This window comes from Pseudoalteromonas sp. SCSIO 43210 (assembly GCF_054133285.1).
On record NZ_CP087225.1, the window covers coordinates 2,185,958 to 2,211,488 of the forward strand.

Annotated in this window: 22 protein-coding genes, 1 other RNA gene and 1 pseudogene; 16 read left to right on the forward strand and 8 right to left on the reverse strand. The window is 38.7% G+C overall.

The window, feature by feature from the left end; genetic code table 11:
• On the reverse strand, positions 1-1,269 hold the full coding sequence (locus tag LOS73_RS09325; RefSeq protein WP_008135726.1) for an HlyC/CorC family transporter: 1,269 nt from the start codon (positions 1,267-1,269) through the stop codon (positions 1-3).
• Positions 1,270-1,330: 61 nt separating this feature from the next.
• The gene (locus tag LOS73_RS09330) at positions 1,331-2,137 is read right to left on the reverse strand and encodes a cytochrome C assembly family protein (protein ID WP_007378359.1); all 807 of its coding nucleotides are present in this window, start codon (positions 2,135-2,137) and stop codon (positions 1,331-1,333) included.
• A gap of 250 nt (positions 2,138-2,387) precedes the next feature.
• Between LOS73_RS09330 and ffh the strand changes: the two genes are divergently transcribed.
• The 6 genes from ffh (at position 2,388) to tyrA (ending at position 7,361) form a co-directional block, all read left to right on the forward strand.
• Positions 2,388-3,764, forward strand: a complete 1,377-nt coding sequence (gene ffh, locus LOS73_RS09335; protein ID WP_007378358.1) for a signal recognition particle protein — start codon at positions 2,388-2,390, stop codon at positions 3,762-3,764.
• 259 nt (positions 3,765-4,023) lie between these two features.
• Positions 4,024-4,272 carry a 30S ribosomal protein S16 gene (rpsP, locus tag LOS73_RS09340; RefSeq protein ID WP_002962192.1) on the forward strand — a complete coding sequence of 83 codons (249 nt, stop codon included), beginning with the start codon at positions 4,024-4,026 and terminating at the stop codon, positions 4,270-4,272.
• Positions 4,273-4,289: 17 nt separating this feature from the next.
• Complete coding sequence (gene rimM / locus LOS73_RS09345) at positions 4,290-4,826, forward strand: ribosome maturation factor RimM (RefSeq protein ID WP_008135722.1); 537 nt, start codon at positions 4,290-4,292, stop codon at positions 4,824-4,826.
• On the forward strand, positions 4,826-5,593 hold the full coding sequence (gene trmD / locus LOS73_RS09350) for a tRNA (guanosine(37)-N1)-methyltransferase TrmD (protein ID WP_008135721.1): 768 nt from the start codon (positions 4,826-4,828) through the stop codon (positions 5,591-5,593). The genes rimM and trmD overlap by 1 nt, the downstream gene beginning before the upstream one ends.
• Before the next feature lie 33 nt (positions 5,594-5,626).
• Positions 5,627-5,986, forward strand: a complete 360-nt coding sequence (gene rplS / locus LOS73_RS09355) for a 50S ribosomal protein L19 (RefSeq protein WP_007581406.1) — start codon at positions 5,627-5,629, stop codon at positions 5,984-5,986.
• A 241-nt stretch (positions 5,987-6,227) separates the two neighbouring features.
• Positions 6,228-7,361, forward strand: a complete 1,134-nt coding sequence (tyrA, locus tag LOS73_RS09360; protein WP_008135719.1) for a bifunctional chorismate mutase/prephenate dehydrogenase — start codon at positions 6,228-6,230, stop codon at positions 7,359-7,361.
• 137 nt (positions 7,362-7,498) lie between these two features.
• Here the strand turns inward: tyrA and LOS73_RS09365 are convergent, their stop codons facing one another.
• On the reverse strand, positions 7,499-8,659 hold the full coding sequence (locus tag LOS73_RS09365) for a chorismate mutase (RefSeq protein ID WP_007378353.1): 1,161 nt from the start codon (positions 8,657-8,659) through the stop codon (positions 7,499-7,501).
• Positions 8,660-9,020: 361 nt separating this feature from the next.
• Here LOS73_RS09365 and LOS73_RS09370 point away from each other — a divergent pair, with 361 nt between their 5' ends.
• Entirely contained in the window at positions 9,021-12,041 is a 3,021-nt protein-coding gene (locus LOS73_RS09370) for a bifunctional diguanylate cyclase/phosphodiesterase (RefSeq protein ID WP_007378352.1), read from the forward strand.
• Between the two features lie 12 nt (positions 12,042-12,053).
• Here LOS73_RS09370 and LOS73_RS09375 read toward each other — a convergent pair whose 3' ends face one another.
• On the reverse strand, positions 12,054-12,383 hold the full coding sequence (locus LOS73_RS09375; protein ID WP_457934880.1) for a stress response translation initiation inhibitor YciH: 330 nt from the start codon (positions 12,381-12,383) through the stop codon (positions 12,054-12,056).
• A 135-nt stretch (positions 12,384-12,518) separates the two neighbouring features.
• On the opposite strand from LOS73_RS09375, the gene LOS73_RS09380 reads away from it, so the two are divergent.
• The 4 genes from LOS73_RS09380 to LOS73_RS09395 all read left to right on the forward strand — a co-directional run bounded on the left by LOS73_RS09380 (position 12,519) and on the right by LOS73_RS09395 (position 16,460).
• Positions 12,519-12,824 carry an STAS domain-containing protein gene (locus LOS73_RS09380; RefSeq protein ID WP_007378350.1) on the forward strand — a complete coding sequence of 102 codons (306 nt, stop codon included), beginning with the start codon at positions 12,519-12,521 and terminating at the stop codon, positions 12,822-12,824.
• On the forward strand, positions 12,824-14,473 hold the full coding sequence (locus LOS73_RS09385) for a fused response regulator/phosphatase (protein ID WP_007378349.1): 1,650 nt from the start codon (positions 12,824-12,826) through the stop codon (positions 14,471-14,473). The genes LOS73_RS09380 and LOS73_RS09385 overlap by 1 nt, the downstream gene beginning before the upstream one ends.
• A 56-nt stretch (positions 14,474-14,529) precedes the next feature.
• Positions 14,530-15,189, forward strand: a complete 660-nt coding sequence (locus LOS73_RS09390) for a GAF domain-containing protein (protein ID WP_008135709.1) — start codon at positions 14,530-14,532, stop codon at positions 15,187-15,189.
• A gap of 80 nt (positions 15,190-15,269) precedes the next feature.
• The gene (locus tag LOS73_RS09395) at positions 15,270-16,460 is read left to right on the forward strand and encodes an amino acid aminotransferase (RefSeq protein ID WP_033040268.1); all 1,191 of its coding nucleotides are present in this window, start codon (positions 15,270-15,272) and stop codon (positions 16,458-16,460) included.
• An 80-nt stretch (positions 16,461-16,540) separates the two neighbouring features.
• Here the strand turns inward: LOS73_RS09395 and LOS73_RS09400 are convergent, their stop codons facing one another.
• Positions 16,541-17,746: an aromatic amino acid transport family protein gene (locus LOS73_RS09400; protein ID WP_457934881.1), complete on the reverse strand. Its 1,206-nt coding sequence runs from the start codon at positions 17,744-17,746 to the stop codon at positions 16,541-16,543.
• A 215-nt stretch (positions 17,747-17,961) separates the two neighbouring features.
• Here LOS73_RS09400 and LOS73_RS09405 point away from each other — a divergent pair, with 215 nt between their 5' ends.
• Entirely contained in the window at positions 17,962-18,843 is an 882-nt protein-coding gene (locus LOS73_RS09405; protein ID WP_033016020.1) for a DMT family transporter, read from the forward strand.
• Between the two features lie 31 nt (positions 18,844-18,874).
• Here the strand turns inward: LOS73_RS09405 and LOS73_RS09410 are convergent, their stop codons facing one another.
• Complete coding sequence (locus tag LOS73_RS09410) at positions 18,875-19,753, reverse strand: flagellar protein MotY (RefSeq protein WP_007379022.1); 879 nt, start codon at positions 19,751-19,753, stop codon at positions 18,875-18,877.
• Between the two features lie 207 nt (positions 19,754-19,960).
• Between LOS73_RS09410 and rnt the strand changes: the two genes are divergently transcribed.
• A complete protein-coding gene (rnt, locus tag LOS73_RS09415; RefSeq protein ID WP_008137071.1) occupies positions 19,961-20,653 on the forward strand; it encodes a ribonuclease T in 693 nt (230 codons plus the stop codon).
• Here rnt and LOS73_RS09420 read toward each other — a convergent pair.
• Positions 20,637-22,262, reverse strand: a complete 1,626-nt coding sequence (locus tag LOS73_RS09420; RefSeq protein ID WP_007379024.1) for a DUF342 domain-containing protein — start codon at positions 22,260-22,262, stop codon at positions 20,637-20,639. The genes rnt and LOS73_RS09420 overlap by 17 nt on opposite strands.
• Positions 22,263-22,817: 555 nt before the next feature.
• Between LOS73_RS09420 and ssrA the strand changes: the two genes are divergently transcribed.
• Positions 22,818-23,174, forward strand: a transfer-messenger RNA (tmRNA) gene (gene ssrA / locus LOS73_RS09425).
• Positions 23,175-23,498: 324 nt separating this feature from the next.
• Positions 23,499-23,744, forward strand: a pseudogene (locus LOS73_RS09430) (tyrosine-type recombinase/integrase); the annotation flags it as partial.
• Here LOS73_RS09430 and LOS73_RS09435 read toward each other — a convergent pair.
• A protein-coding gene (locus LOS73_RS09435; RefSeq protein ID WP_096794087.1) for an IS3 family transposase occupies positions 23,711-24,891 on the reverse strand; the annotation gives its coding sequence in 2 pieces (ribosomal slippage) (positions 23,711-24,633 and positions 24,633-24,891; 1,182 coding nt in all). The pseudogene LOS73_RS09430 and the gene LOS73_RS09435 overlap by 34 nt on opposite strands.
• 47 nt (positions 24,892-24,938) lie before the next feature.
• Here LOS73_RS09435 and LOS73_RS09440 point away from each other — a divergent pair.
• On the forward strand, positions 24,939-25,397 hold the full coding sequence (locus LOS73_RS09440) for a hypothetical protein (RefSeq protein ID WP_457934882.1): 459 nt from the start codon (positions 24,939-24,941) through the stop codon (positions 25,395-25,397).
• Positions 25,398-25,531: the final 134 nt, after the last annotated feature.

The window sequence follows — 25,531 nt, forward strand, 5'->3', positions numbered from 1 at the left end:
TTAACGAGTTCGTTTATTGGGATGTATTTTTACCTGTTTAATCATGTTCTCTTTTACTTCAAGTACTTCAACAGGGTATCCCGCAATACGTAAACTAATATTTGCATCAGGAATATCTTCTAAATATTCAACAATTAAACCACTCAATGTTTTAGGACCGTCAAGTGGGAAATCCCAACCCATTTCTTTATTTAAATCGCGTACGTTAGCACCGCCATCCACAATACAAGAACCATCAGTTTGGGTTGTTACTTCTTCGCTCGGAGTGCGTGTTTGTGTTGTTGTAAAATCGCCAACCACTTCTTCTAAAATATCTTCAAGGGTTACTAGGCCTTGAATATCACCGTACTCATCAACGACGAGGCCAATACGTTCTTTAGATAATTGGAATTTTAAAAGTTGAGTATTAAGGGACGTACCTTCAGGAATAAAGTAAATTTCACGTACAGCACGTAGCAGCGAAGGTTTATCAAACTGCTCTTTTGTAAGAAGCCTAAGCGCATCGCGTGAGTGAATAAAACCGACGGCATCATCTATGTTATCTCTGTATAACAACACACGGGTATGTTGTGCATGAGTTAACTGGCGGCTAATTAGTTTCCAATCATCATTTATATCTATCGCCACAATTTCGTTACGTGGGATCATGATATCTTCAACGGTTACTTGTTCTAAGTCTAAAATTGAGGTGAGCATGCTTTGGTGGCGTGCAGGAATAAGTGCGCCTGACTCATTGAGTACGGTTTTTAATTCTTCTTTACTCATACTGTGTTCGTCTATTTGAGCGGCGCTAATACCAAATAATCGCAGTATTCCGTTGGTCATCCAGTTAATAACAACGACAAAAGGGAATAGAATTTTTAGTAACCCTTTAAGTATTATTGAGCTTGGAAAGGCCACTTTTTCAGGATAGAGGGCAGCAAGGGTTTTCGGAGTTACTTCGGCAAATATAAGCACGACTAAAGTTAACACACCCGTTGCTATAGCAATACCAAGGTCACCGTAAAGGCGAATGCCTATAATCGTAGCCACTTGGGCTGCTGCTATATTAACAAGATTGTTACCGATTAAGATTAAACCGATGAGCCTATCTGGACGGCTAAGTAATTTACTGACTCGTTTAGCTGCACGATGATCCTCTTTAGCGAGGTGTCGCAAGCGTATACGATTGATTGACATAATTCCGGTTTCTGAGCCGGAAAAGTAAGCAGAAAAAAGCACCAAAAAACCTAAAATGATAAATAGGGTACTTGTCGATATGTCGTCCAACGATGGATCCTTTTCTTATAAATCAATGCGTATTAAGCTAGAGTGAGCAAGCAGAGTCAAGTTAAAACTTATTTAGTATTACTTCTTGTATGAAACGGCTGCCAAAATAAGCAAGTGTGAGGATAAATGCAGCAATCATAATTGTAATAACGACCGGTTTTCCTCGCCAACCTTTTTTCATATGACCTAATGCAACAACAGCAAAAATTACCCACGCGATTAACGACAGTATCGTTTTATGGATAAACTCTTTAGCAAACATCCCATCAAGAAATAAAAACCCTGACAGCAATGCAAAAGTAAGAAGGATTGTCCCTAAGTTTAAAAGTTGGTAGAGCTGGCGCTCAACAACCATCAGAGGGGGTAAATGACTGTGTACAATTGCTAAATCTTTTCGTTTTAATCGCTTATCGATAAAGTAAAACTGTACGCCATATAGGGTAGCAATAATCAAAATACAGTATGCGAGTAAAGAAATAGAGATATGTGTCACTAAACCTATTTCAACATTTATACTTTGCAACAAAAGATGGTGCGGTATAAATAAACTAGCGATAGTTAGAAGTGCTGCGAAACCGTAAACAACCGGAAGTAATAGGGTCGCCGGAAACTTTAATGACACGGCTGTGACAGATACAACAATAACCCAACAGGTAAGTAAAGAGACATTAACGATACTTAAATCTTGACCATCGGATCGAAACACTGAATTCACTAACAGCAGCATGTGCGCCAATATAGCAACCGTACTTAATATTACAGTTACTTTCTGGCTAGGGCCTTGTTGATGAAACAGTCGTGATAGCACGTGAGACGTTGCTAACACATAAAATAAACTGGCAATAATAGTTAAACTAATAATCAGCATTGTGCTTGGGCCACTTAATTTGAGTCAAAAAATCCTTGTTGTTATATTGGCATTGTATTTTATAGCAAAGCAAATGGATAGACCTTAAAAAAAGAAACTCAACTAGCGGCACTTGAACACTGTATTGTCCGGCACCATTTACGGTATACTGTTTTTAATTCAAATTTAATAATATCAATATCCTTAATTGGATGGCTAAATAAAAAAGCTGTGTAATTAGATTGATATAACGTCTTATCGGAACCGATACATGTTTGAGAACCTCCAAGAACGATTAGGTAAAACCTTAAAAAATATCAGTGGTCGTGGCCGCCTAACTGAAGACAACATTAAAGACACTCTTCGTGAAGTGCGTATGGCTTTTTTAGAAGCCGATGTGGCGTTGCCAGTTGTTCGTGACTTTGTAAAGCAAGTAAAGGAACGTGCAGTCGGTGTTGAAGTTACAAAAAGCTTAAGCCCAGGCCAAGTATTTGTAAAAATAGTACGCGAAGAGCTTGAAAAAGCGATGGGTGAAGCAAACGAAGAGCTAAGCTTAAACGCGCAACCGCCTGCGGTTGTAATGATGGCTGGTCTTCAAGGTGCAGGTAAAACAACCAGTGTCGCAAAGCTTGCAAAATTTTTAAAAGAGCGTAAGAAAAAATCTGTACTAGTAGTGAGTGCCGACGTATACCGTCCTGCGGCAATTAAGCAGTTAGAAACGCTTGCTGCTGAAGTTGATGTTGATTTTTTCCCAAGTGATATCTCGCAAAAACCTGTAGATATTGCAACAGCAGCTATTTCTCATGCAAAAAAGAAATTCATTGATGTAGTACTTGTTGATACCGCAGGGCGTTTACATGTCGATAGTGACATGATGGACGAAATTAAAGACCTTCATAAAGCAATCAACCCAATTGAAACATTATTTGTTGTTGATGCAATGACAGGTCAAGATGCGGCAAATACAGCTAAAGCATTTGACGAGGCATTACCACTTACCGGTGTTATATTAACAAAGACTGATGGTGATGCACGTGGTGGTGCGGCTTTATCTATTCGTCATATCACAGGTAAGCCTATTAAGTTTATGGGTGTTGGTGAGCGCACTGACGCACTTGAACCTTTTCATCCTGACCGTATAGCGTCACGTATTTTAGGCATGGGTGATGTACTTTCATTAATCGAAGAAGTCGAGATGAAAGTAGATAAAGAGCAAGCAGCCAGAGTTGCTGAAAAAGTATTTAAAGGCGCAGGCTTTACCCTTGATGATTTTGCGGATCAACTAAAGCAAATGAAAAATATGGGTGGCATGATGTCGATGCTCGATAAGCTCCCTGGTATGTCTAACTTACCAGATGCAGTTAAAGGTCAAATGGGTGATAAAACATTTATCCAAATGGAAGCTATTATTAGCTCGATGACTAAAAAAGAGCGTGCACGCCCAGAAATTATTAAAGGTTCGCGTAAAAAACGTATTGCAGCTGGCTCAGGTACACAGGTACAAGAAATTAATAAGTTGCTTAAGCAATTTACGCAAATGCAAAAAATGATGAAAAAAATGAAAGGCAAAGGCGGCATGACCAAAATGATGCGCGGTATGAAAGGCATGTTACCTCCTGGAATGATGGGCGGCGGCCCTAAATTTTAAATATTAGCCTTTAGCTATTTTTGAAAGAATAAATAAACGACAAAAAAGGAGCAAATAGCTCCTTTTTTATTGAATAAATTATGCGCGTAATACCTCATAAGCTCTAATTTTCAGTTGAGATCACGGTTTAACCTACTAAACTGCCTTTTTGCTGCACTTCTTACTTGCGTTATTGCCAAAAACTCGTACAATTCCCCAGCTCCCCATTCTGGGGAGTAAATCTTATTAATGAAAACAGTCAATCTTTATAGAGGACGGTATGGTAACTATTCGTTTGCAACGTGGTGGCGCTAAAAAACGCCCTTTCTATCAAATTGTGGTTGCGGATAGCCGTTTCTCGCGTGACGGTCGCTTCATCGAGAAAGTAGGCTTTTTTAACCCAATTGCTTCAGGTCAAGAAGAAAAAATTCGTTTAGATTTACCACGTGTTGAACACTGGGTAGGTCAGGGCGCATCTCTTTCAGATCGCGTAGCTAAGTTAGTAAAAGACGCTCGTAAAGCGGCTTAATAGGCGTAAGTGTAACCATGAGTCAAGAGAACACCTCATCAATAATTGTCGTAGGAAAGCTCGGTGCCCCATATGGTATAAAGGGCTGGCTTAAGGTACATTCATTTACTGATGATCCCATAGGGATCTTCGATTTCAGCCCGTGGTTGATAGGGCAGCAAGGTAAATGGCAGTCCTTAGAAGTGGTCGACTGGCGTCGCCACAACAAAGGCTTTATCGCTAAATTTGCGCAAATAAACGATCGAGACGAAGCAATGGCTTATACTCATGCAGAAATTTCGATGGATTCAGCGCAATTACCTGAACTCCCGCAAGGTGAGTTCTATTGGCGAGATCTCATTGGCATGTCGGTTGTAACTGATAAAGGTTATAGCTTAGGCATTGTTGATGACCTGATGGAGACAGGATCAAATGATGTACTAGTTGTGAAAGCAAATAGTAAAGATGCATTTGGTCAAGCTGAGCGTTTGATTCCTTTTTTAACTGATTCAGTTATTAAAGAAGTTAAATACGACGCAAGAGAAATTACCGTAGACTGGGATCCTGGGTTTTAATGACGCAAACTAGTTCATTATGGGTAGGGGTGATAAGCCTTTTTCCAGACATGTTTGACGCTATTACAGACCAAGGTGTTACCGGTCGCGCAGTAAAAAATGGCTTAATTGATTTTAACTGCTGGAATCCGCGAGACTACGCTTTAGATAAGCATAGAACCGTAGATGACCGTCCTTACGGGGGCGGACCGGGTATGTTAATGATGGTTGAACCATTAAAAAAAGCGATTGCCGAAGCTAAAAAAGCTGCTGGTGATGGTGCTAAAGTAATTTATATGTCCCCGCAAGGGCGCAAACTTGATCAGCAAGGCGCTAGCGAACTCGCTAACGCTAAAAAACTGATTTTGATTGCCGGTCGCTATGAAGGTATAGATGAGAGAATAATAGAATCATATGTTGACGAAGAATGGTCGATTGGTGATTTTATTTTGAGTGGAGGTGAACTACCTGCCATGACATTAATTGACGCAGTAGCGCGATTAGTGCCGGGTGTGTTAGGTCATAACCAGTCAGCGGAACAAGATTCATTTTCGGATGGCTTGTTAGATTGTCCACACTATACACGACCAGAAACATTGGACGACAAACAGGTTCCTGCTGTATTACTCAGTGGTAACCACCAAGAGATAGCAAAATGGCGGCTTATGCAGTCATTAGGCAGAACTTGGTTACGACGTCCTGACTTGTTGCATAACCTAGCTCTGACTGAGGAGCAAGCGGTATTACTCGCGAAATTTCAGCAAGAGTACCAAAAAGCTTGTGGCTAGAAGACAGTTACACCTAGGAAAGTGAGAAACATAATGGCAAAAGTAAACCAAAATATTATTAAAGCGCTTGAAGATGAGCAGCTTAAAACAGACGTACCTGCATTTGGCCCTGGTGATACAGTGGTTGTACAGGTAAAAGTAAAAGAAGGTGCTAAAGAGCGTCTACAGGCCTTTGAAGGTGTTGTAATCGCTAAGCGTAATCGTGGTCTTCACTCAGCATTCACAGTTCGTAAAATCTCGAACGGTGAAGGCGTTGAGCGTGTATTCCAAACGCACAGCCCTCTTATTGATAGCGTAACAGTTAAGCGTCGCGGTGCAGTTCGCCGTGCTAAGCTTTACTATCTACGTGAGCGTTCTGGTAAATCTGCACGTATTAGAGAAAAACTTAACTAATACGCGCTGTTTATCAACGCAAAAAAACGGGTTGCATCCTTCGGGTTGCAACCCGTTTTGGTTTTAGAATATTATTTTCTCAATTCTCAATTCTCAATTCTCAATTCTCAATTCTTCATTAGTAAAATTTCCGCTTTAGCCTTTTCTCAGTTACCTGATCCTGTTAGTATTTATCGTATTGATTAGTTTACTTTTATGTAAATTTATATTTACGTTATTTGTTTTTTAAGGTGGGATGAACGTGGCTGACATAAGTGATTTAGCACAGCTAAGAGAGGGTATAGATGAATGCGACGCACAACTTGTTGCCTTACTTGCTAAACGTAACGGTATTACGCAAAAGATTGGTGAGATAAAACAACAAACAGGCGCGCCTTTACATGCACCTGAACGTGAAGCAGAGCTATTAGCAGCAAGACGACAAGAAGCGATCAATCAAAGTGTAAGCCCAGATCTTGTTGAAGATATACTAAGACGCATGATGCGAGAAGCCTATCAAAACCAACAAGCAAAACTTGCATGTGCTGCGCCAGAGCTTTCACCTATTGTTATTGTGGGCGGCCAAGGTGCCATGGGTCAGTTATTTGCTCAGCAGTTTATTCGCTCAGGTTACAACGTTAAAATTTTAGATAAAGATCAGCAAAACGAAGCGCAAGATATTTTAAAGGGTGCCAAGCTAGTAATGATCAGTGTGCCAATTAACGCATTGGGCGCTGTAGTAGCTAAGTTACCTAAACTAGATGATGATTGCTTACTTGTTGATATTACATCGGTAAAGCAATCGCCTATTAAAGCACTAAAAGCCGCGCACAGTGGCCCTGTAGTTGGCTTGCATCCTATGTTTGGCCCCGACATATCACACTGGGTAAAACAAACAGTCGTTGTATGTGAAGGGCGAGACCACCAAGCCGCAAAAGGATTATTAGAGCAATTACAGGTTTGGGGTTGTCAGCTTGTTGAGCTTGACGCAAAAAAACACGATGAAGCAATGCAAATTATTCAAGTAATGCGTCATTTAACAACCTTTGTCTACGGACAGTTTTTAGCAAAACAAAGCCATACACTTGAGGAACTACGTAGTTGTTCATCACCTATTTATCAACTTGAATTAATGATGGTAGGGCGTTTATTTGCTCAATCACCTGAGCTTTACTCTGATATTATGTTAGCGCAGTTTGATGATGTAGAGACTTTACTCGCGCAGTATCAAGATACCTTTGCTAACACATTAGCAAAATTAAAGGCGGGAGATAAAGCAGGACTTATTGATTCTTTTGCGCAGGCTAAAGTTTACTTTTCTGACTCGACAGAACACTTTTTAACGCAAAGCAGAAGCTTATTAAATAAAGCGAATGATTCAAAAGTGCTAGATTAATATTTGTTATACCGTTTGCTTAGATATGGGGGGGAATCCCTCAAATTGATTAAGTATTATTGCGGGTTGGTATTATACAGATTAGCACTGGTTAACTAAAAGGGCCTATATCGGCCCTTTTTGATTTATAAAATTGCTTATTGAGTATTCACGCTTACTGCCTGCAATGACTCGCTTTGGTAGCATCCTAAAATACGTACATATTGGGTGTGCTCTTTAAGTTCTTCTAGCGCTTCTTTTACTTGGCTATCCGCTAAATTTGCTTCTAAATCGACATAAAACACCTCTTCCCATGGGTTACCAGGCATTGGGCGAGACTCCAGTTTAACTAAATTAATCTTATGCTGTTTAAAAATCATTAACGCGTCAGCAAGCGACCCCGCTTGTTGTTTTGTAGACATGATCAAACTGGTCTTAGTTGGAATTTGATTCGAAACTTGCAGTGGTTTGCGAGCAACGACAATAAAGCGGCTATGGTTTTCACTTTGATTAGCAAGATTAGTTTTAATAACTTCTAACCCTACGTTTTTCCCTGCTTGCGCTGAACCAATTGCAGCACTCATTGGCGTATTTAGTGCCGACTGCAGCGCGCTTGACGTTGAGTCACAGGTTTCGTGTTGTAACTCACCTAAGCCTTGTAAAAAACGACTGCACTGCGCAAATGGTTGAGGGTGGGCGAATATTTTTGTTAATTGGCTTAGTTCTGTATTAGGTGTCGCTAATAAACAATGTTCAACGCTGTGTGTTACTTCACCAACAATAGATACTTGTGCGTGTTGGAGTAAATCAAACACCTCATTTATACTACCCGAACTGGTATTTTCAATAGGTAATAAACCAAAATCAGCTTGGCCGTTTTCTACTTTACCTGTTATTTCGTCAAACGATGTACAACCAATTTCAACTAATTTACCAGGGCGGCGGCTAAAGTATTTATGACATGCTAGCTGGCTATAAGAACCCTGACCACCTAAGTAAGTTACACGATGTGTTTCACTAAGGGCATCTGGATTAAGGTTTTTTTGTAGCATAGCTTGTTGGTGTAAAACAGAATCTTCCAAAATAGTTTGAAAAACATTATTTACGTAATAAGCATCTAAACCTAGTGATTTACCATAACCAATCAGTTTCTCTAAAAGTGCGAGTTCACGTGCTTCATCGCGAATTGGTTTATTATTAGCAATTTTGTATTCAACCACACCATGGCTAATGCGGCGGCGCTTGGCGAGCAACACAAGTAAATCTGAATCTATTTCATTTATGTCGTGTCTTAATGTATTTAATACATCATTGGTCATTTTGGTTTCCTCATTCCAAAAAACAAGCTGTTATTATGCAGCAGAAATAAAAAAGCCTCCCGGTTGGGAGGCTTTACTATTCGATTGATTTTATCTCACAAACAGGTCAGCCTCTTTTATATAAAGAAGCTAAAAAACGAAAAGGTAGTGTGAGAACAAATAATATTCATCATTACAATGTATGGAGAGTTACCATTAATGTCAACAGACAGTTATGCGAAATAATGAGTTAACTATAAATTTAATATTTATCGTTCTATTTTTTTAGAGATAAACTATAAAAAATTTATAATTACGAAGCGGATCTGGTATATTTCGGCTACTGGTTAAAAATAATAACAATTACTAATAAGGTTGACCTGTGGTGTATCGACGCCCTCCATCGCGTTTTGGTGTTAACTCACTAAGTGTAAAATTATCATTGCTAATATCTGCAATTTGTTTAATTGCGGGCGTGTGTGCGGCTGCCTTAATGCTCAAGTCAGAAGAAAAGCAACTTGTTTTTGAAGAGCACGAAGTACTTAAAGGTTCAACAGAGTTACTTGTTAAGCAATTTGATGGATTGATTAAAAGCAAAGTTAATACCGCAGAGCAGGCCAATAAAGTTGTTGCAGAGCAGCTGTTCTCTACACAAGTTTCAATTGATCTTAAAAACAGGTCTCAGTTACAGTTTAACAGTGATGGTACAATCCGAAGTGCGTCTGCTGATGGTTTATCAGCAGCTTATTTACCGCAAGAGAGTTACTCACCTTTTTATAAGCAATTAATTAACGACTCAGAATCATTATGGCGAATTATCTCCCCAACAATTATTAATGATTTTTTTAATTTTTACTTAATTACTAAAGATAACTTTATACGGATATCTCCGCCTAATTGGGCACTAAATGCACCCGCCGGATTTAAGTTCACTAAAGGGCCTACATTTAATTATGTTCAAGGAAAAACTAACCCAAGCCGTGAACCAACGTGGTCAAATGTTTACTACGATAAAGTTTGGCATAAATGGGTTATTAGTTTATTAGTTCCGATTTATGTCGATAATGAGTTTTTAGGTGTAACAGGCAATGATATTGCGCTTGATACGCTTATATTTCAGTTGCCTGTGGGCGACAAAGAAAAACATTTATTAGTATTTGATAGCAAAGGGCAGTTGTTAGCGCACCCAGAAGTAAGTTCGAGCTTATTAGCCAGTTACGGGAGTAAAGGTAAAGTACTTAAAACCTACGACTTTGTTAACCAAGAACTACAATCGATTATTAGTGATGCAACTAAAAGGAAGTTACCTGAATACGCGAATTCATTTAAGCAAAATGGTGAAGCGCATATTATTAATATCCGTAAAGTAGAAGGTTTAGATTGGTATATTGGTGTCTATAAAAAACGTTCATCGACGCTCTCAGCTCTTCAAGAACTGAAGCTTAAGTTTTTTGGGTTATTCATTCTATATGCGATTTTAGTTGCTTTATTGCTACATCAAGCACTTTATCAGCTTGTTCTTCGTCGCCTTCATACTTTAGTTTATGCAGTGACAAACTTTGGCCAAGGGAAGTTAACAACTGAATTTCCTGAAGAAAATAAAGATGAAATTGGCACATTGAACGGCTCATTTAGAGATATGGCAGTAGAAATACGCAAACTCATTGATGGCCTCAATATGCGTATTACAGAAAAAGAAATAGCAGAAAAAGCAGCTAATCGTTTATCCAAAGCGGTTGCATTTTCTGGGACTGGTGTTGTGATCACCGATGAAAACTTCTTTATAGAATATGTAAACCCTAAAATGCTTGAGATGACAGGGTATCAAGAAAGCCACTTTAGTAGAGCGCCATTGTTAAGTATTATTGCCTCCGAAATGGCCATTTTGGTTGAAGACATAGACATTGATCTGAGAAGTCGTAACTATTGGCGTGGTGATACACTTATTCAAGCTTTAGATAAACAACCCATTTGGGTTTCGCTAAGTGTTTCTCCAATTCGCGAGGACGGTGGAAAAATAACAAGTTATGTTGCGTCTGCGCAAGATATTTCATTTGTAAAAGAAAGTCAGCGTAAAATGGAGCAGTTAGCTTATTTTGACACGTTGACTGGCTTAGCAAATAGAACGTTTTTTAGAATGCAGTTACGCAAATCGATGGCACTTGCAGAAAGAGGGCATTATGCCTTTGCACTATTTTACTTCGATTTAGATGAGTTTAAACGTATTAACGACACACTAGGGCACGATGCTGGGGATCAGTTGTTAATAGAGGTGGCAAATAGGCTCAAAAAACGTTTAAGAGCAGAAGATACCATTGCTCGATTAGGCGGAGATGAGTTTGCGGTTTTACTCAGTGGTATTGAGCATCAAGAGCATGCTACCGATGTTGCGAATACGATTCAAAAAACGTTAAATGTGCCTATAAAACTTGGCAGTAATGAAGTTATTATTAGTGCCAGTATAGGTATTACAATGGCCCCTTACGACAGCCTTGAAGAAGATCAGTTGTTAAAACATGCCGACTTGGCCATGTATGAAGCCAAAGCAAAAGGGCGTAATACATTTCACTTTTATAGCCAAGAATTGGACTCTGCGGCAAATGAGCGATTATTTATAGAAAACGAACTACGACAAGCATTGAAAGAAAAACAATTTGCTGTTTACTATCAACCACAAGTCGATAGCCGAAATCAGCATGTTGTTGGCTATGAAGCTTTGCTAAGGTGGTTTCACCCAACAGAGGGGCTTATTCCTCCTACCAAGTTTATACCAATTGCCGAGGCAACAGGTTTAATTGTTGAGTTGGGTGCTTGGGTACTTCAAGAAGCATGCGATTTTGCAGTTAGATTACAAGAGAAAGGCCGAAGTAATAATATTTCGATTAACTTATCTGCTCGTCAATTTAAAGATGCTAGCTTAGTACCAATGCTTAGTAAAATGATTATTAAATCAGGGGTGTCTGCTAAGCATCTGCATTTAGAATTAACCGAAAGCATGCTAATGGGAAATGTCGAAGCAGCAATAACGCAGTTGCATGAGCTTAAGGCATTAGGTGTTTCGATTTCTATAGATGATTTTGGTACAGGTTACTCGTCTTTAAGTTATTTAAAACGATTCCCGGTCGACATATTAAAAATTGATCGTTCATTCGTAAAAGACATTCCAGAGGATAGCAATGATATGGAAATCACGGCTGCAATTATTGCAATGGCGCAAAAGTTAAAACTTAATGTGGTTGCTGAAGGTGTCGAGACGATAGAACAAATACAATTTTTGCAAAATAATAATTGTTTTATAGTGCAAGGGTATTATTTTAGCCCACCAATTACTGAGGCTGAGTTACCAAAATTGTTTGATAGGTTAAAGGATATACCTGACTTTGAAGCGTTACAAAGTGAGTAGTAAAATGCGGGTTTAGCCACCCGCAATTTTCACTTTAAATTTTAAGCCTTCGAGAATCGCTTTTAGCTTGTCTCGATCATCACCTTGAACTTCAATAGTGCCATCTTTAACTGCCCCACCTTGGCCCATTTTGCTTTTAATTGTTTTGGCCAGCTTTTTTAAATCATGATCTTTTGCATCTATTCCAACAACCAGCATAACTCCTTTGCCTTTACGTCTTTTTGTTTGACGTTCAATACGCAAAAAACCATCTTTAAAAATTTTTCCGGTACTTTCTTTTTCTGGTTTAGGCTGACTAATGCGCCCAGAATCCGTCGAATATACTAAGTGATTATCACTCATACCTAACCTACATAGATAAAATGAATTAAACAATGGCTCAAATGATAACAAATTTGCGCTAGTGTGTTTTTCTTTTTGCTAATTAGTTTTAACAGGTTATATTTAGTTTAAAGGAAATATTATTGGAACCCATATATGAACTTAACTAAGAGCACATCAGCAGATGGAACGACCTTAACAATACAAATTAAGGGTAAGTTTGACTTTAATTTAGTGCAATCTTTTCGACAAGCTTACGCTCAAATAAATGCAAATATAGTAAAAGTAATTGTTGATTTAAGAGAAACAGAGTACATGGATAGCTCGGCATTAGGCATGTTACTTAATATGAAAAAAACAATAGAAAGCCAAGTAGGTACAATTGAGATAAGTAATTGTCAGCCACAGTTACGAAAAATATTACAAATTTCGCGCTTTGATAAAAAGTTTGATATTTGCTGATGATCCATGTGCTTATTGTTGATGATCAGGCGCTTAACCGAATCTTATTAAGTAAGATGCTTGAGGAGGACGGCTACAAAATATCGATGGCGTATAACGGTCTTGAAGCATTAAAAGTGCTTGAAACACAAGATATAGATATTATTTTACTTGATGTAATAATGCCTGTAATGGATGGCTTTGAAGCAGCTCAAAAAATAAAACAACGCTTTGATGAAGTTTACCTACCGATTATTTTTATTACTTCTTTGGATGATCAAGGTAGTTTTGAGCGCTGTTTAGAAGTTGGCGGAGATGACTTTATTCAAAAGCCTTTTGAAAAAGTTATTTTGCATGCAAAAATTAAAGCGCACAGCCGCACTCGCCAATTAAGTAAAAAAGCCAATCAACAAAAAGAACTTCTTCAATATCATCACAACCAAAACGAAAGAGAGCATGAGATTATTGAACATATTTTTAATAACTCACTCGAAAATCAAGATAAATTTAAAGACCACCTCGATTTCAACCTATCACCTGCATCTATGTTTAATGGAGACATGTTTTTAGTTGCACAAAGCCCCATTGGTAACCTTTACTGTATGCTTGGCGATTTTACGGGGCATGGTTTAGCTGCTGCTATTGGTGCATTACCTGCCTCGCGTGCCTTTTATAGAATGGTAAGTAAAGGTATGGCTGTGAACGACGTCGCCTCTGAAATTAATACGTTACTTTATAACTTACTACCTGGTCATATGTTTTGTGCGGCAACAATTATAGAGCTTAGTTCTTCTGGGAAAAGCATATCGGCATGGTTAGGCGGATTACCAGATGCGTATTTAATTGATCAAAATGGTGATGTTAAGCAAGTTCTTGAATCTCAACATATGGCATTAGGTATTTTAGATGAAGATGAGTTTGAGCACGAAGTTATTCATTTTGAAACAGATCATGAAACTCGTTTAGCATTTGCAACAGATGGGATTATAGAAACAACTAATAAAAATGATGTTTTTTTTGGTGAAGAACGCTTTTTAGAAACGTTAAAAAGCAAACCCATGGTTAGCTGTGAAAACATAGTTGGATATGTGAGTGAGTTTGCGGATGGGAGCGAGCAACAAGATGATGTCAGTATTGTTTTACTTAATTGTTTGCCTCTTGCTTCGCAAGAGCAGGTTAGAGAGACGTTTTCAACGTTAGCATTTAATTTGTCGCTAAGTTTAAATGCTAAGCAAATAAAGCAAACCGATCCCGTATACGATTTAGTTAATATTTTAAGCGGGGTAGGCGGATTAAAAGATCATCGTTCAAATATATTTTTATTACTTTCTGAAGCTTATAATAATTCACTTGACCATGGCGTATTGGGTTTAGACTCAAACATTAAACTACAAGAAGATGGTTTTTTTAAATACTATGAGATGAGAGAAAAAGCCCTCGCAGCGTTGTCAGATGCGATGATTATTATAGATATGCGTTATTGCCCAGATACATTAAGTTTATATTTTATTATTTGCGACTCGGGTCGAGGTTTTAATCGTGGTGAAAGTGCACTTTCTGCGACGAATAGTGAATTTGGCCGAGGTTTGTCATTACTTAAAGAGATAGCCGAGAAAGTAACTTACAATGCCAGTGGTAATCAGGTAGAAATGTGTTACAAGTTGAGCTAGCTCTGTAAAAATATCCATGCTATTATCCTGAAAACTTTAGATGTATGGATGGCTAAATGATTTCTTCTTACCTAAAACAAGCACAACTAAGTGCAAATCCTACTTTGATTTCAACAGAGCTTGAAAAGCTTGAGTTGCATCTTACAAACACAATTTTGCCTGATGTGCGTTGGGAGTATCAAATACCTGAGCTTGGCGAGGGCGGTGCGTGTAGTTTATTTGGTTACCTACAAGATGAGCCATTCAAATTAACTGACTACCTTAAAAGTGATGAGCAAACACAGTTTAAGCTAGCTAGTCTACAAAGTATTGTAAGCTATATTGAGCAGCAAACAGGTGTCGACTGGTATGGTATTTATCAATCAACCAATACCAGTGAAGGTAAGCAATTACTCAAATTGGCTTATCATGGGGTGCCAAGTCGTCCGTTGTTTCCATTAACAGAAGCTTTTGCTGCTGGTAGCAACAATGTACAGGTAGCGTTATCTCACCATGGTCGTATTATCAATAACGTCGAGGCGTATTTATCACAAGGTGGTGAATACTACACATGCGACCCTAAAGTTAAATCAGAAACCTGCTTACCTCTATTTAACGCGCAAAATGAATGCGTTGGGATTATAGATGCAGAAGCCTTTAAAAATGACTTTTTTGATGACAAGACACTTGCCGTTTTAATTGCGTGTTGTATTAAAATTCCTCACTTTCTAGTGTAAATAACACTAGTCAATGTGATGTGCTTTTATGTTAAGCTTAGGCTAACAGCTAACCCCTAAATAACGATAAGAGATAGCCAATGTTCTCAGTATTAAAACCATTACCAACAGATCCTATTCTTGGCCTTATGGCGGCCTATAAACAAGATACAAACCCTAATAAAATTGATTTAGGGGTAGGTGTCTACAAAGATGAGCAAGGCAATACACCGGTTCTTAAAGCGGTTAAAAAAGCTGAAGCGTTTCGTCTTGAAAACGAAATGAGCAAATCTTACATTGGTTTAGCGGGTAACTTAGATTACTGCCAAAAAATGGAGCAGTTACTATTAGGTGAGCATCAAGTATTACTAGCTAACCGCGTACGTACCGCGCAAGCTCCTGGTGGTACGGGTGCACTTCGTGTTGCAGCTGAATTTATTAAGCGTTGTAATACAGACGCGACTGTTTGGGTAACTAATCCAACATGGGCTAACCATATTAGCTTGTTTGAAGCGGCAGGCTTAACAGTAAAAGAATACCCGTATTACGATTACGAAAATAAAGACTTACTGTTTGATGAAATGATCAACACACTTAAACAAGTGCCTAAAGGTGATGTGGTTTTAGTGCATGCATGTTGTCATAACCCAAGCGGTATGGACTTAAACGAAACACAGTGGAACACAGTTGCTGAACTTGCAAAAGAAGTTGGCTTTACACCACTTGTTGATATTGCATATCAAGGCTTTGGTGCTTCACTTGAAGAAGATGCACGTGGCTTACGTATTTTAGCTGATGCAGTAGAAGAGCTAATTATTTGTTCTTCATGTTCTAAAAACTTTGGCTTATACCGCGAGCGTATTGGTGCATGTTCACTAGTTGCAAAAGACAGCGCAACAGCAGATATTTCCAACTCTGTAATGCTAAGCGTTGTGCGTAGTATTTACTCAATGCCGCCAGCACACGGTGCTGATATTGTTAATACTATTTTAAGCAGTACAGAGCTTACACAATTATGGCACTCTGAGCTTGATGAAATGCGTAGCCGCATAAACGGTTTACGTAGCTTAATTAAACAAAGCTTAGCAACTAAAGATATTGCGCAAGACTTCTCATTTATTGAACGTCAAAACGGTATGTTTTCTTTCTTAGGTATTAATAAAGAGCAAATTGCTCGCCTACAAAAAGAATACGGTATTTACATTGTTGGTTCAAGCCGCGTAAATGTTGCGGGTATTAGCCAGTCAAATATTGAATACTTTTCAAATGCTGTAGCTGACGTTTGTAAATAAACGCAGTTAATATAAAAAACCGCACATCATAATGATGTGCGGTTTTTTATTATCTAAATTTAAACAAAAAGCAGTAACCTTTAACCGATAGCAGGAATTAGCCCCGCCATTTGCATAAACTGCGCAGTAATAATAGTAACTCCGCACACTGCTGCAATTCCAAGTCCTACATTTCCGCTACGGACTTTATAACCCGCTTTGACTGAAGAAGAACGGCGCTGTTTATAAACCATTGCCACGGGTAAAAATACAGCAAGAACAACAAGTGCTATTGCTGCATAACCTAAAGCCATAATAAAGCCTTGAGGATAAAATAATGCAAAGCCAAGTGGCGGCATAAACGTAATTAAGGCTGTTTTAATTCGGTCTGTTTTATTGTCACCTTTTTTAAATGCATCGGCAAAAAAGTCGAATAAACCTAAACTCACCCCTAAAAATGATGTTGCAAGGGCTAAATCAGCAAATAACTTAACGGCGGTGGCTACGCTTGGATTATGCGCAATACCTGCCACGCTAGATACAAACCCATTAAGGCCTTGGCTGTTGAGTAAATCAGTTTGGCTCATAATACCTTGGCTCAGTAATTGCCAAAAAATATAAATCACTAAAGGCAGAGCAGCACCCGCGATCATTACTTTGCGCAGTACTTTTATTTCAAGGCCTACGTATTTAACAATAGAAGGAATAGAGCCATGAAAGCCAAATGAGGTAAATATAACGGGGATCGCTGACAATATTAAGCCTTGCTCTACTGGCATCTCTAATAAGTGCTTACCTTGAACGTAGGGCGTTAACATATAGAACAAGCTAGCAAGTACAATGATTTTTATTGTAAATAACACCCTGTTTAATTTATCTACTTTACTGGTGCCTAGTGTTACAACGCTCGCAATTATGACCGCCAATACAATTGAACCAAGTTGTGGTGCTATATTCACACTTAAACCTATATTTATACGCTCTTGGAGCTGTGCTCCGCCACCTGCAATATAAGCGGCACAAAGTGCATAAAATAAGAAAATCATCGAAAAATTAGCCACATACTGCCCGCATTTTCCAAGCCAAAGTTTAGCTAAAGTATTTAAAGTAGCATCACGTGGTGCGTACTGATGAAGCTCTAACATAAGCAACGCTGTGTAAGTCATTAACATCCAGCTCGCGACTATTAGCACTAATGCGGTATTAAAACCAAGACCGGCAGAAGCAATCGGTAATGCTAGCATTCCGGCACCAATAGTGGTTCCTGCAACAATTAACATGCTCCCTATTGTTTTATTTTTAAGCACTTAATTACCTTAATTATTATTAATATACATGCACGATATAACTAGTTACCTAAAACTTAAATAGTTTTATAATAAAACGCTGCAATTAAAATGTAACTTACAATTTACAGCTGTATTTATTAAGGCATTTAGTGTTTAAAAAGTACTAAAATACAGTAGTGAGCGTATAATTTATTCTTTAATATATTCATTTATAAAAAGCATAGGGATGGCACGTGCCTGTTAAAGCTTCGTATTTTTTAATGGTTCTCATATGGTCTACAACGCCGCTAGGGATAGTGTGGAGCAGCGAAAGCGTATCGCCAACACTTGCAGTCCTCATGCGTATGCTTGTGGGATTGTTTATAGGCGGCTTAATAGTTGCTATTACGAATATTAGAGTACCTTGGAGTAAAAATGCGTGCTTGCTTTATTTTTATTCGAGCATTGGTATTTTTGGTGGCATGTTACTTAGCTATATGGCTGCCAAAACGGTTCCCTCAGGAATTATCTCACTCATGTTTGGTCTAGCGCCGATTTTGTCGGGATTACTCGCTCAGCAACTACTAAACGAACCCAAATTTAGCCCAATTAAGTTAACGGCACTGGCATGTGCATTAATCGGTTTATATTTTGTTAGTTACAATCAAGTGCAGCACTCACAAACCCAAGGTATAGGCCTACTTTATGTGTTTATGGCTGTGTGTTTTTTTAGCTTAAGTGGGGTAATGATAAAGCGAGTACAAATAGCAATTCACCCAATGGCGACCACCTTTGGTGCTTTAGTTTTTGTAACGCCACTATTTTTTATAGCGTGGTGGTTACTCGATGGAGAGTTGAATACTGCAAATTGGAGCGCAAAATCACTTTGGGCTATTGGGTATTTAGGCGTGTTTGGATCACTGATCGGTGCGCTTGCCTACTTTCATGTTTTACAAAACTTAAATGCAAGTACAGTAGCACTTACTACCTTAATTACCCCCAGTTTTGCTTTAGGGTTAGGTGCATGGCTAAATAATGAAATGCTTAGTCGAGAGTTGCTGATAGGCGCTGTTATTATTTTGATTAGTTTAGGTTTTTTTCAATTTGGAGACAAATTTTTGAAATCGACAAATTAAAAACCCAAGACTAAAAGCGCCCTCAGTGTGATCACATTTTAGCTATTTGGATAACTAAACGACGGTTTTTATTACGCCCTAAAATATTTTCGTTTGTATCCACAAAGCGTTTTTCACCTAAACCAGTTGTTTGCACTTTTGCTTCATCAACACCTAAACTAACCATGTAATCTTTAATTGATTTTGCACGTTTGCGTGAAAGGTCAAGGTTATTCCAACGTCCACCATAGCTATCGGTATACGAATCAATGCTAATGGATTCAATACTCGGATCGTTTTTTAAATACTCGGCAATCTTATCTAAACGCTGCTGCGAAGATTTAGTTAACTTACTGCTATTTGATTGATAATTCATAATGGTAAATGAAATGTCTTCAAAGCTATAAGGGAGTAATTCATCTCGACACTGTAAAAATGCCCAATACGCCTGTTTAAAATTAACACTTGAAATACCAACGGCAATTTTATCGGCACTGTTTTGCCAGTCTTGATAGTAAAAGGTAGGGTAAAAGCCCTTTTCAAGTTCGGTTAGCATTTCCCATGATGTTTTATTGTCTAGCTCACCGTCAAACTTTTTGAGTAACTTCATATTGGCAATATCGCGTGTAGGTAAGCCCGCACGCCAAGTAGGGGGGACTGCTTTTAAACCCGCTATGTCATAATTTTCAGGCCTGACAACCATATCTAAATGAAAGCTGAGATTTTTGTTTTTACTTGCTGAAGCTTTAAAAATAGCCTCTCCATAGTAAGGAACTTCATGATTTAATTGGCATTGTAGCCTTGTTGTTTTAACCACTTCCCAGTTAGAGTTATCTTGATTAGCTGTATATTGGCGCATAGCAGCATAGGCACTACTGTGGCATAGTGCGCTGGTGATACTCAGGCTAATTAATAGCAACTTAAACTTCATGGGGCATGCTCCAACACATCTTTCATGCCAATAATTTGGCAAAATACAGAGTAATTATATTTCAAGGTCAATAACACCTAGCTAGCTTAAACTTTAAAGCAAATTACATGCCTACAATTTAAGGCGCAATTAATCTAGCAATGCACTAGCCGAAAGGTACTCACTTTTGACATAATAGTGGGCTTATACCTATAAACCAAGAATACTATGGCAAATACTGAGCAAACACTTTTCGCAAAACGCTTTCGTGGCTTTTTTCCGGTTGTAATTGATGTTGAAACAGCGGGCTTCAATAAAAATACAGACGCTTTACTAGAAATTGCCGTTTCAGTTTTAAAAATGGATGACGAAGGATTGCTCAGCATAGATCATACCGTACACTTTCATGTAGAGCCATTTGAAGGCGCAAACATAGAGCAAGCTGCAATTGAGTTTAATGGTATCGATCCCTTTTCGCCATTACGCGGCGCAGTGCCAGAAGAAGACGTTATTAAAGAAGTTTGCAAAGTGGTACGCAAAGCTCAAAAAGCAGCAGGGTGTCAACGCTCTGTTATTGTGGCGCACAACGCAGCGTTTGATCATGGCTTTTTAAATGCAGCTATAGAGCGTAATAATATAAAACGAACACCATTTCATCCCTTTGTAAGTTTTGATACAACCACTCTTGCAGGACTTGCGTTAGGGCAAACTGTATTGGCTAAAGCATGCCGCGCTGCCGGTATTGAATTTGATAACAGCCAAGCACATTCAGCACTTTATGATACCGAGCGTACCGCTGAGCTGTATTGTTTAATTGTAAATCGTTGGCAGCAACTAGGTGGTTGGCCGTTAGCGCCACTAGATGATAGTGACGCCGAAGTGGATACACAAGATGGCACCGAAACTAAAATGACTGAGTAATTTTTCCTTCATTTAGTTTTAATAAATGGGGTGGATAAATACGCGAAAACTGTTTTGAATCTTTTGCTATTTTAAGTTCTACCCCTGGGTGCATTAACTCATTCACTTTTAAGCGGCAACTTGAAAGCAATTGCGTGATTTTTCGCTTAATCAACAATTTTTGACGATTAACATGCTCTGTACGTGCTTTTATATGTTGTTCATTTTCGGTTATTTTATTCAATAACTGCTGACGCTGAGTGGGCTCTGCAACTTGTCCCGCTTTTTTACGAGCTTGTTTTAAAGCAGTTACTTTAGTTGCAAGCACTTTTTCAAAATCAGCAATTTGGATCTGCTTGTCACGAAGTTCAAACCAGTTTTGTGCTAAAAGCACACGAGTTTTTGTTCCCGCTGGTGCACCGAGTTCGCCGGTTTCAATACGCATAGCGTCTAAAATATTGCCACCAATAATTTTACCGCGAGGTTTATCTGCTTTACCAACGCGTATTAACCGCCTTGCACTCATATCACAATGCAGTGCTTGGCGTTCAATAAATAAATCTTGTTCTGTTTTTATATTACAATATTGAGCGTAGCCAATTGAAATAGTACGCAAAGCTGTAATATGACATGTAAATGCTTCATTGTTTTCGCGTTTTCGACCAATAGCCCCCTGCATAATTGTTACAGCACTTTTGCTCTCAACAATACCTGATTCTACAAACCCTATAACGGTAATATCGCCGTTTGCTTTAACATGCATACCGTCTTTTATATCACCGCTGATTATTACGCTACCGTCAAAATCGACATGGCCAGTACTTACATCAATGTTATCAAAGCATAAAACATCATCTACACGCATACCGCGAGGCAAAGCAACGGGTACACCTTTACAATCTGCAATAAGTATATCTGGGTTGTTGGGGTCTATTTTAGTCCCTTCGAAAGGTTGTAATTGGTGCTCTTTTCCTGGTGTTGCAGGAATAATTTCACCAAATATAGTGTAGCCATCTTCACCGCGAGTGGCGGGTATGCGCTGCATAAGAGGTGTACCAGGTTTTACCGTGATGATTGCGCCAAGGTTTTTCATATCAACCTTACCCCCTTGAGTTGCTTGAGGGCTAAGCACACGATCTTGGGCTGTTGAGCATAAACGGACAAATCTAGCATCTTTGCCATCTTTAGGGTTACGTCCGTGAGCAATTATTGCACTGTAAGAGCTTCCAGCTGGTTGTTCAAACTGTTGACCTAAAAAGGAATCAAGCGCGCGAGGGCTTATTCCTTTTTTAACACCGGCATCAGCCAGTGCTTTTTGCGCACCTTCCATCGATAATAATAAACCACCTTTTGTAGTGGTAATGGTTGCTTCTGCTACCATGCCTTTTTCATCGATATTAATAACAACAGTTGCATTTACAGCCTGAGCAATAATTAACGACTCTTCTTTATAATCTTTGCTTTGAGAAAAAAGTTTACCAATGTTGGCCGAAATAACGTCAAAATCACAGTAGTCAGATTGTTCTAGCAGTTCAATTAACTGCGTTGCAGTTATTGGAAAACCACTATCAACAGGGTGTGCTATTAAAGATAAGTACCCCGTTTCTTCATTAAATGAAAAAACCGACATTTATTTATTCCCTACTTAATGTGCCTGTTATTATAATTGTTATATTTTTTATTGCTTTAAGGTGCATTTTTAATCCGATCAAAAAAGCCAGCACTCTATTGGAGCACAACTAGAGTCTCGTGTTAAGTAAATGTTGTTTAACTATGCAGCTATTTATAAAAATATGATTATTTAATAGGCAGTTAGTATGAGGGGCTGTTTATTTTTTGAAGTTAAATTTGCCGAAGTGTATTTGGTTTTTATGCAAGGCAAAGCCTATGCTGTGCGGTTGTTCCCCATAGATAGGCGATAACGTAGCATAAATGCCAAACATACGCTGTCCTTTGGGCTCGCTCCAAGGGCTATTTACTCATTGTTGCTCGATTTTTACTTAGCCTACTACCTACTGCTAGGCTACAAACCTCGCGCCGCAATTAAATCACCTCTATATAGAACAAATTTCAACCTAAAAGGTCAACGAGTCCTAACAGATAAAATAAAAGCGAGTTAGTTCTTGAGTATCAGCGCCTTACTCAGTTATACTGCTCGCACGCTCTGAATGAGTTTACTGATTCAGGGGCTGATTAGGATTCGACGGAATTCAAGACGCCCAAGGTGCATGTCGAGGTGCGGTTTGCCTCGTTAAACAGCCGCAACCTAAAGTAATCGCAAACGACGATAACTACTCTCTAGCAGCTTAGGCTAGCTAGCGCTCCTTCCATGTATTCTTGTGGACTGGATTTTGGAGTGTCACCCTAACACCTGATCGCGACGGAAACCCTGGCCGGGGTTGAAGCGTTAAAACTAAGCGGCCTCGCCTTTATCTATCGTGTTCGTCCGAGATTTAAAGGTTAATTAAATGACGATACTAAACATGTAGTACCGACGGTTGAGGCTTTTCGGACGGGGGTTCAAATCCCCCCAGCTCCACCAATAAAGGTTTTTGAACTCGTTATTCGAAAACCATAAAAAACCCGCAAATTTGTTAATCCAAATTTGCGGGTTTTTTTATGCTTATAATTTAATTATTAATGATTGTTTAACGTTTGTAGTTTGTAATAACTAAGACCAATTTGCTTATATATGGGGTCTATTTAACATTAAGAAAATTACGCTAGAACTAGACAAAGATTTTTGTATCTAGTTGTTCTAAATAAAAAATTTTAACGACGTTATAGTGCAATTTAATTCGTTAAATTGATCAAAGATTTATGTAGGTTGGTATAAGCCTTAGCTGCTATTTCAGCGTTGTACAGTGCAGTAAATAAAACGGATATTAATTTGCCAAAAGGGCAGTGTAGCCATGTTTTAAGGCATACTTTCGCGAGTCATTTTATGATGAACGGAGGGAATATTTTACTGTTACAACAAATACTTGGTTATGCAAAGATTGAGCAAACAATGGTTTACGCGCACTTTGCACCAAGTCATTTAGAGGATGCTATTAAGTTAGGTCCGAGATGTAGTGGTCAACTAATTTTGGCCACAGTTTTAGAATCTTGATATCTAACCTCAGATTCATTTGGCGCTAAACCGGCATTATAATGATGCGGCCTAACATTGTTGTAATATCCATTTATGTAATCACTTACGCTATATTTAGCGTCTATAAAGTTTCCATATCCAATCTTTGGCATCCATTCCGTCTTAAAGCTTCTAAAAAACCGCTCCATTGGCGCATTATCCCAACAATTTCCACGTCTACTCATACTTTGTGTGATTTTATAGCGCCATAAACGTTGGCGATATTTTAAACTTGTATAATGGCTACCTTGGTCTGAATGGAACATGAGTCCTGTCGGTTTCCCTCTGCTTTCATATGCGAGTTCAAGCGCTTTTAGCGTTAAATTAGTATCTGGTGACAACGACATTGCCCAGCCAACCACTTTGCGTGCAAATAAATCAATAACCACGGCTAAATAAGCCCAGCGATTGCCTGTCCAAATATACGTCACATCACCGCACCACACGGTATCCGGCTCAACAACATCAAACTGTCTATCAAGCAGGTTTGGGATTTCAAGGTGTTCATTACCACCACGTTTATATGAATGTTGAGGTACTTGGCAGCTTTCGAGCTTTAATTTAACCATTAGCTTAGCTGCACGATAACGGCTCAATTCAAAATCATTGTTCGTTGCTATCGCTGCGATTGTCCGTGCCCCTGCTGAACCACCACTCATCGCATGTATTGCTTTTACTTCAGCCTCTAATCTTGCTTGCTCAGGTGTCGGCGCTGTATCCCGTATGGCCCAGTACTTATAGCTGCTGCGATGCACATTGAATACGCTACACAGCAGACTAATTGGATAACGCTCTCGTTGATTTAACTTCTCGATTAACGAGAATTGTTCAGGGAGTCGGACATCAAGAGAGCGGTAGCCTTTTTTAATATATCCTTTTCTAATTCAATGCGTTGGATTTGTTTTTTAAGTTCGCGGATTTCAATTTGTTCGGGCGTCATTGGTGACGCTGATGGTGACTGACCATTGCGTTCTAGCTTTAATTGAGTAACCCACTTACTTACGGTTGATTTACCCACCCCCATAGCTTTTGCTGCGTCTTCTTGCGTATAACCTTGGTCTACTACAAGCTGAGCCGTTTCTAATTTAATTGCCGCTGAATATGTTGCGCGTTTTAATTTCGTCATTTTTTCACCCAAATTTGTATGCTTATTAGCATAACATTTCTTTCTTAATGGGTGGCCAAAATCACTGTACCACTACAACCTCAAAGTCAGAGCAATTAATAAAAATATTACTAGAATCAACAGATGAAAATGCTTCTTCAAAAATAAATAATGTTGAAATGCTTCCTCAAGCGAAGCATTTTGGCCATTTGTTTGAAAGTGCAGCTGAGGGGGCACAGCGGTGCCTAATCCACTTTAATGATATGAATATTGTGGAAAATATTGAAGAAATGCTTAATAAATCAGATGATTGGTTAGAGTTTATGAAATTAATATTCGGAGGGGATATACATGAGTTCGAAGGTGAAGGCAGAGTTATTCATAATAGACGGGAAGCACATCTTTTCAATGTTGAAAAGTTCTTCAAGTACCAGAATGATTTGGATAAATCTTTTAGGGCCTTTAAAGAAATAACAGCAGAAGAAAGAAGAGAAATAATATCTGATACTTTCGATATACCTTTTTAATGTCCACATAACGCCCAAACTTAATAGATTACACAAGACTTTAGAGGACACCATAAGAAGCTAAATTTTTGATTTTAAAATAAGTACTTTTTTTATTGGTAGCCTGTAACAATTGAGGATTTTCGGACGGGGGT

What these genes read in the sequence shown, in the direction of transcription:
- LOS73_RS09330 (WP_007378359.1), bottom strand. Translation starts at nt 2,137, where the DNA reads ATGCTGATTATTAGTTTAACTATTATTGCCAGTTTATTTTATGTGTTA.
- ffh (WP_007378358.1), top strand. Translation starts at nt 2,388, where the DNA reads ATGTTTGAGAACCTCCAAGAACGATTAGGTAAAACCTTAAAAAATATC.
- rpsP (WP_002962192.1), top strand. Translation starts at nt 4,024, where the DNA reads ATGGTAACTATTCGTTTGCAACGTGGTGGCGCTAAAAAACGCCCTTTC.
- rimM (WP_008135722.1), top strand. Translation starts at nt 4,290, where the DNA reads ATGAGTCAAGAGAACACCTCATCAATAATTGTCGTAGGAAAGCTCGGT.
- trmD (WP_008135721.1), top strand. Translation starts at nt 4,826, where the DNA reads ATGACGCAAACTAGTTCATTATGGGTAGGGGTGATAAGCCTTTTTCCA.
- rplS (WP_007581406.1), top strand. Translation starts at nt 5,627, where the DNA reads ATGGCAAAAGTAAACCAAAATATTATTAAAGCGCTTGAAGATGAGCAG.
- LOS73_RS09365 (WP_007378353.1), bottom strand. Translation starts at nt 8,659, where the DNA reads ATGACCAATGATGTATTAAATACATTAAGACACGACATAAATGAAATA.
- LOS73_RS09375 (WP_457934880.1), bottom strand. Translation starts at nt 12,383, where the DNA reads ATGAGTGATAATCACTTAGTATATTCGACGGATTCTGGGCGCATTAGT.
- LOS73_RS09380 (WP_007378350.1), top strand. Translation starts at nt 12,519, where the DNA reads ATGAACTTAACTAAGAGCACATCAGCAGATGGAACGACCTTAACAATA.
- LOS73_RS09385 (WP_007378349.1), top strand. Translation starts at nt 12,824, where the DNA reads ATGATCCATGTGCTTATTGTTGATGATCAGGCGCTTAACCGAATCTTA.
- LOS73_RS09390 (WP_008135709.1), top strand. Translation starts at nt 14,530, where the DNA reads ATGATTTCTTCTTACCTAAAACAAGCACAACTAAGTGCAAATCCTACT.
- LOS73_RS09395 (WP_033040268.1), top strand. Translation starts at nt 15,270, where the DNA reads ATGTTCTCAGTATTAAAACCATTACCAACAGATCCTATTCTTGGCCTT.
- LOS73_RS09410 (WP_007379022.1), bottom strand. Translation starts at nt 19,753, where the DNA reads ATGAAGTTTAAGTTGCTATTAATTAGCCTGAGTATCACCAGCGCACTA.
- rnt (WP_008137071.1), top strand. Translation starts at nt 19,961, where the DNA reads ATGGCAAATACTGAGCAAACACTTTTCGCAAAACGCTTTCGTGGCTTT.
- LOS73_RS09420 (WP_007379024.1), bottom strand. Translation starts at nt 22,262, where the DNA reads ATGTCGGTTTTTTCATTTAATGAAGAAACGGGGTACTTATCTTTAATA.
- LOS73_RS09440 (WP_457934882.1), top strand. Translation starts at nt 24,939, where the DNA reads ATGGGTGGCCAAAATCACTGTACCACTACAACCTCAAAGTCAGAGCAA.